This window comes from Psittacicella melopsittaci (assembly GCF_003585925.1).
GTDB lineage: Bacteria > Pseudomonadota > Gammaproteobacteria > Enterobacterales > Psittacicellaceae > Psittacicella > Psittacicella melopsittaci.
This window is the reverse complement of sequence record NZ_NRJH01000003.1, coordinates 89453-96536: the sequence shown is the minus strand read 5'-3', so window position 1 is coordinate 96536 and position 7084 is coordinate 89453. Positions and strand designations below refer to the sequence as shown.

Here is a 7084-nt window from a genome sequence, read left to right as displayed (position 1 = left end):
ACTATCTCAAGTCCAAACGGTACAACCATTACTAACTCTACAACCACTGCTAACGGTTCAGTAAAAGTTGATACACCTAAGGGTACAACAACTATTACTAACTCTACAGTTTCTTCAAACACTACTAATGTAACTCTTGGTGGTGATAATGTAACTGTAACAGGTAGTACAGTAACTGGTACTAATGTAAGTGTTAACGGTAACAACACTACTACTCTAACTGGTACTAACTTAACTTCAACAGTTGACAAAGACGGTCACGTAGTAGTAACAGGTAAAGATACCGAAGTATCTAACTCTAACATTACAGCGACTGGTACTAACGGTTCTGTAACGATTATCGGTAAAGACGGTAATGTAACTGTAGTAGACTCGAACACTACTAACGCTTCACACTTAAATGTTACAGGTACTAATGTAACTTTAACTAACTCATCATTCACAGGTGATGACACAGGCGAAGGTAAGGTTACGGGTACTAATGTAACTATTACAAAAACTAAAGTTGGTAAATACATCCCAACTGAAGTAAGTGGTGACAATAATGTAACTGTTACTGATAGTGAGATCGATGGTTCTAATGTAACTATTAAATCTGGTAACACTACAAATGTAACTGGTTCTAACGTTACTTCAACTACTGAAACTAACGGTACAGTAAACATTACTGGTAAAGATACTGAAGTATCTAACACTAATATTACTGCGACTGGTACTAACGGTTCTGTAAGCATTATTGGTAAAGACGGTAATGTAACTGTAGTAGACTCGAACACTACTAACGCTTCACACTTAAATGTTACAGGTACTAATGTAACTTTAACTAACTCATCATTCACAGGTGATGACACAGGCGAAGGTAAGGTTACGGGTACTAATGTAACTATTACTTCAACTAAAGTTGGTAAATACATTCCAACTGAAGTAAGTGGTGACAATAATGTAACTGTTACTGATAGTGAGATCGATGGTTCTAATGTAACTATTAAATCTGGTAACACTACAAATGTAACTGGTTCTAATGTTACTTCAACTACTGAAACTAACGGTACCGTAAACATTACTGGTAAAGATACCGAAGTATCTAACACTAATATTACTGCGACTGGTACTAACGGTTCTGTAAACATTATTGGTGAAGACGGTAATGTAACTGTAGTAGACTCGAACACTACTAACGCTTCACACTTAAATGTTACAGGTACTAATGTAACTTTAACTAACTCATCATTCACAGGTGATGACACAGGCGAAGGTAAGGTAACGGGTACTAATGTAACTATTACAAAAACTAAAGTTGGTAAATACATCCCAACTGAAGTAAGTGGTGACAATAATGTAACTGTTACTGATAGTGAGATCGATGGTTCTAATGTAACTATTAAATCTGGTAACACTACAAATGTAACTGGTACTAACGTTACTTCAACTACTGAAGAAAATGGTACAGTAAACATTACAGGTAAAGAAACTAATGTTTCTAACACCAACATTACAGCTACAGGTACTAATACTACAGTTAATATTATTGGTGAAGATGGTAATGTAACCGTAACAGGTTCAAATACTACTAATGCTTCGAACATCAATGTAACTGGTACTGGCGTTACTATTACTAACTCATCATTTACTGGTGATAATACTGGTGGGGCAACCATTGTTGGTAAAGACGGTAATGTTTCAATTGACGGAACGAAGATTGAGCGTTACATCCCTACTACAGTAACTTCAGAAAATGGTTCAGTGAACATTACAGGTTCAAATATCACTAATGACGGAACTATCAATATCACCGCAAAAGAAAACGTGAGTGTTGATAATTCTAACTTCAGTGGTACGGACTTTGTAACTAATGCAAGCAATGGTAGTTCAACTATTACCAACAACACTATTAATGTAACTAATGTTTCAGTTACGGCTACAGGCAATAATACCTTTAGCAATAACTCACTAAATATTAGTAACTTTACCGTACTAAATGGTGGTCCAGTTGCCTTTGAAGATAACACAGGGGTAATTTACACGAACCCAACTGTAGATGGCACAACTGCTTTAACGCGTAAAACTAGATCAGAAAACCCTAATTTAATTATTACCGACCCTGCAGTAGATCCAATTTCTGATATAGACCAAAACTACTCTGAATGGTTAGAATCTAGAGTTAGTCCTCTACTCATTCGTGAGTATGCTCTTGAAGAAGTTGAAGAGAGTGATAAACCTCTCGCTCCAGGTGAAACAGTGTCCATTTCTGAATTACAAGTTCAACTATCAACTTGTTATATTGATATTGATCGTATCCTAGACAAATACAACGTAAGTGAAGAAGATACAAGTACGTTAAGTCTTCTAGGTATTCTCGAGAAATACAACATTGATGGAGCTGATAGAGCACGCTTACGTCAAGCATGTGAACTTGTTCCAGGTTATCTAAGATCTAGAACAAAATAATCTCTTCTGAGGTTAACTAAATTTAAGTGCAGACTAGTTCGCTAGTCTGCATTTTTTTATGGCTGAATTTTAGTTGATCACTAATTTAAATAATTAACTAGGAAAGGAAAATGAAAGAAACTATAAGAAAGAGGAAGAAAATGAGAATCTATTAAAGCAGACAAGAAGAAAAAGGAAACAATCTATAAAAGCAGACAAGAAGAAAAAAAGAAATGACCTAGAAAAGGATGTAAGAAGAAAAAAAGAAATAATCTAGAAAAGGATCTAAATGATCTAGAAAAGCATCTAAGAAAGAGAAAAAAACTAATCTAGAAAAACCACCAAGAGAACAAGAAATGTAAAAAAGCAAAAAAATCAGGTACAAGGTAAAATAAGCTTCTTCCCCTTGCTAAAAGCGATCAAAAAAGTATAATATACTTTCGCAAAATCTTACCAGGCTAATAAGCTAAAGATTTTTAAGAAAAAATAATCTCTTTGCGATTATTAAATTTAACTCAAGAGAGTAAACAAAAAAAGTGGATTGTTAAAGAAAAAGAAATTGGCTATAATGCATATTAATCTTTAACAACCACAAACAACAAACAGAACTATGAACTTTTTCTCCTTTATTTGGATTATATTTAAGTATTTAATTCTCGTGCTAGTAATTCTAGCCGTAGCCCTTTTTGCCTTTTTAAAATTTGCCCCAGTATTTGGGGGAAAACAAGACGAGCAAACTCTTGCTCGCATGGCTAATGCGCCAACTTATGATGCACAAAGCCAAACATTCCACAATACCCAAGCAATACCTTTAATGGTTGAAGCGGAAGATGGTGAGGATGAACCTCGACCTTCACGTATAGCAACTCTGTTTAACTTTGTTGCTGAAAACACCTATAAGGAAAATCCTCGTCGTCCTAAATCTCCTCTACCTAGTGAAAAACCTCAGGTAGCGGCATTAGAAAACGGACAGTTCATTTGGTTAGGTCACTCTACTTTAGTAGGGAAAGTAAACAACCAAGTAATTATGACCGATCCAGTGTTCTATGAGTCTTCACCTGTGTCTTTTTTCGCTAAGCCTTTTGCTATGGATCACTTACCGCAAACTGCCGATATTCCACATGTAGACGTAGTAGTGCTTTCTCATGATCACTATGATCACTTAGATTACAAAGCAATTAAAGAATTAAAAGATCGCGTAGATCACTTTGTTACTCCTCTAGGCGTTAAAGCTCACCTTGTACGTTGGGGTGTAGAGCCAGAAAGAGTAACTGAACTTTACTGGTGGGAAAATACGGTAATTAACGGTATTACTTATACTCTTACTCCAAACCAACACTTTACAGGACGTAGTTTTAGTGATAGTAACCGTACTCTTTGGGGTTCATGGGTAATTGAAGCTCCAGAATTAAGAGTATTCTTCTCTGGTGACGGCGGTTATGGTGAGCACTTCAAACAAATCGGAGAAAGATTTGGGAGCTTTGATATTGCCTTTATTGAAAATGGTCAATACGACAAACAATGGGCATTTATCCACATGTTCCCAGAGCAATCTCTTCAAGCTGCCAAAGACATTAATGCTCAACGTGTAGTTCCTATTCACTGGGCTAAATACGATTTAGCAAAACACAAATGGGATACCCCAATTAAAGTATATCTGGAACAACACTCGACTATTTATCCTGAACTAATTGTAGGTACTCCTGTAATAGGAACAACCTTTAGTTATGACAACTTACCTAATAGCCGTTGGTGGGAAAGTGTACAATAATTTAAGTAATTTAAGTAAGGATATTACTAATAATTAATGTCTTAAATAAGACAAAAAAAGGGTCAAGAGCCAAGCTCTTGACCTTTTTTTTGGGATTATTTTTTTGCCAGACCAGTCATATAAGCAAAGAAGGCATCACGATCTACATCGTGTACCAGATTTACAGGGCGACCGCCCTCTTTTAAAATTGTACGACCTGCAGACGGACCATCTACAATTACATCAGAATAAACTACATCTGACGAAGCTAACTCTGGTTTGTGGAAATAACAAGTTGTTAAAACATCCCAGAGGAAATATGTAGAGTTAGTCACAAAGTGTCTTAAAGGAGGTACATTTGCGTAAGAGTTACCAAGAAAATCTACGCCTTCATAGCGACGCTCAGCTGCCCAAGCATCACGTACTTCTAAAGTTAAAGGTACTTTATTAGTACTTTCGAGAGCAACTAAGTTGATTTTGATTTGGCTATCCCATACGCGTTTAACAGCTGCTGGATCCCAGTAAGCATTCCATTCGGCTGTACCATCATGCTCAGGTTCTTCTACATTGCCCTTATCTAAGAAGGTACCACCCATCCAGTAGAGTTCTTTAATTTTACTTTCAATGCTTGGGTCATGATCCAGAGCACGTGCCAGATCCGTTAAAGGACCAGTGAAGAGTAAATCAATTGGCTCTTCTTGCTTATGTAAAATTTCAACTAAATCGAGATGAGCTTTTAATGGAGCCTCTTTTACCGTTAGAGGTTTATATTCATTAAGAATTGATAATGAATCCATGGTAAATGCTTGTAGACGCCATTGTTTTGGGAATTGATGCACAGCACGCGAGTCTGACCAAGCTACCGCAAGGTTAGCCTTATCTTGTTCTGAGCCCCAACGTTGAATAATTTTTCTACTTGCAGATACTGCGGGTTCAATATAACAGTCCGCATCCACAACGCCCACGCCAACGAGCTGAACGTCATCCATTTTTAAGAGAAGAAATAATGAGATTAAATCATCTACGCCACCATCGTGGTTAAAATATACTTTGCGAACCATTAGTTTAGTTTCCTTTGATTTTTAATGGGAAATAGTGCGAGTATTACCTTAAAGAAAGAAACACTTTTATTATACGGGAAAATGTCCAGGGCGAGGGAACTATTTTTCTTCGGCAAGACTTTGTGCTATTATAGAGCGGTTTTTAGAAAAATTTTTAAGGTTCATGTGAGAGATTTATGTCGAATAATCAAACAGAACCTGCCAGTTCTGCACCGACAGGTTTATCAGGAAAACACGGCGGTCAAGCTAGTAACACTTATGTAGGCTTTGACGCTATTACCCCTTTCCAAGAGCAATTGCGTAAACGCATGCCTGGAGCGAGGGTATTACTTTTACTTTTAGTATTTTTTGTTGCCTTTACAGGCTTGGCTAATGGGGCAATGGTACCAAGTATTAATGTTCTTGCCCATGACTTTAATACCAGCTTGAACCGTATTCAAGCCATAGTTCCCTATTTTGTGATGGGGAATGGTATAGGTTTGTTTCTCTGGGGACCGACCATTGACCGTTTTGGGCGTAAAACCATTATTGTAGTTTGTGGGATTTTAGCTATAGGGATAAATACAGTTATTACCCTCTTACACGATTACTCGGCTCTAATGGTGGCAAGGGTCTTGCAAGGAATTTTCTACGCAGGGATGGGAGCTGTACCTTCGGTAGTGCTCAAGGATGTATATTCGCCACGAGAGTTTGTCATATACAACTCTTGGTTAATTACTCTTTTTCTTTTTACTCCTGCTTTAGCTCCTTTATTTGGGGGTTGGATTCTCTTGCATTTAACCTGGCATTGGGTGTTCCATATAATTAGTATAGTGGTAATTCTGGCAGTAATTGCCTATGTCATTAAAGTACCAGAAACGCTTGATCCAGAAAAAAGACAACCACTCAATACAATGCGGATTATAAAAAACTATGGCACGATTATTACTAGTCCGCAATCGCTTTGGTTGTTAGTGCTTAATGCTATTTTTGCGGTAACTATTTTTGGTCCGCCAACTTTACTGCCAGCTTTAGCTATTGGTGTTTACCATATCGACAGTGCGCATTATGGTTATGTAACTCTGCCGATTATCGGAGGGATTATAATTGGCGTGCAAATTAATCAGTTTATGATCAAACGAGGTGTTTCACCAGTAACTATGTGGGTTACAGGCTCGCTTCTTCAGTTTGCGACATTAGCTTTTACGCTTTATGTAATGTTTTATCAACTGCACATAGTTTGGATAATCGCCTCAGTTTCTCTTACGGTAGTGTTTAATGGTTTTCAGATTGGTAATACCATGGTGATCTACTTAATGCGTTACCCTTATATGACAGGTACAGCCTCTTCTATGCTCAACGGCTTTAGGATCTTTGTCGCAGGGGTTATTGCCAATATGGTATCGCATTTACCTCTTTATAATGGGGTAACTCTGTTAGTGATGATGGTTGCAGTAATAAGTATTTGTACCGCTCTTTCGTTAGGGTATAACCTTATTTGGCGTACAGGCAAGGATAAGAAAAACATGGCAGTCCAACCTCAAGCTGAGCAAGTAGTTGATCCGCATCAAGTAAAACACATAGACGGTATAGATGATGCTGATCTAGAAGCTAACAAAAAATAGCTCAGGCAAGGAAAAACCTAGCCAAACAAAAAGCTCAACTGAGAAGAAGCCTAGCCACACAAAAAAACTCAACTGAGAAAAAACCTAGCCAAACAAAAAACTCAACTGAGAAAGAACCAGCCGAGAAAAAACTCAGGCAAGAAAACCTCAGCTGAGCATTTTACCAGACAAATTTACAGCAAAGCGTAGGGAAATCCCTGCGCTTTTTTTGTTAAAATAAAGGTAAGGACAACTCGAGGGAG

The 7084-nt window shown here is 37.4% G+C and carries 4 protein-coding genes; 3 read left to right on the top strand and 1 reads right to left on the bottom strand.

Annotated features, from left to right (window positions below; genetic code table 11):
* Positions 1 to 2448: beta strand repeat-containing protein (locus CJP74_RS08020; protein ID WP_222986788.1), on the top strand; the 2448-nt coding region annotated here is incomplete at its 5' end.
* 637 nt (positions 2449 to 3085) lie between these two features.
* Entirely contained in the window at positions 3086 to 4198 is a 1113-nt protein-coding gene (locus CJP74_RS00415) for an MBL fold metallo-hydrolase (protein WP_222986786.1), read from the top strand.
* Positions 4199 to 4293: 95 nt separating this feature from the next.
* Here the strand turns inward: CJP74_RS00415 and CJP74_RS00410 are convergent, their stop codons facing one another.
* Complete coding sequence (locus CJP74_RS00410; protein WP_119496301.1) at positions 4294 to 5238, bottom strand: nucleoside hydrolase; 945 nt, start codon at positions 5236 to 5238, stop codon at positions 4294 to 4296.
* 176 nt (positions 5239 to 5414) lie between these two features.
* Here CJP74_RS00410 and CJP74_RS00405 point away from each other — a divergent pair, with 176 nt between their 5' ends.
* A complete protein-coding gene (locus CJP74_RS00405) occupies positions 5415 to 6842 on the top strand; it encodes an MFS transporter (protein ID WP_119496300.1) in 1428 nt (475 codons plus the stop codon).
* Positions 6843 to 7084: the final 242 nt, after the last annotated feature.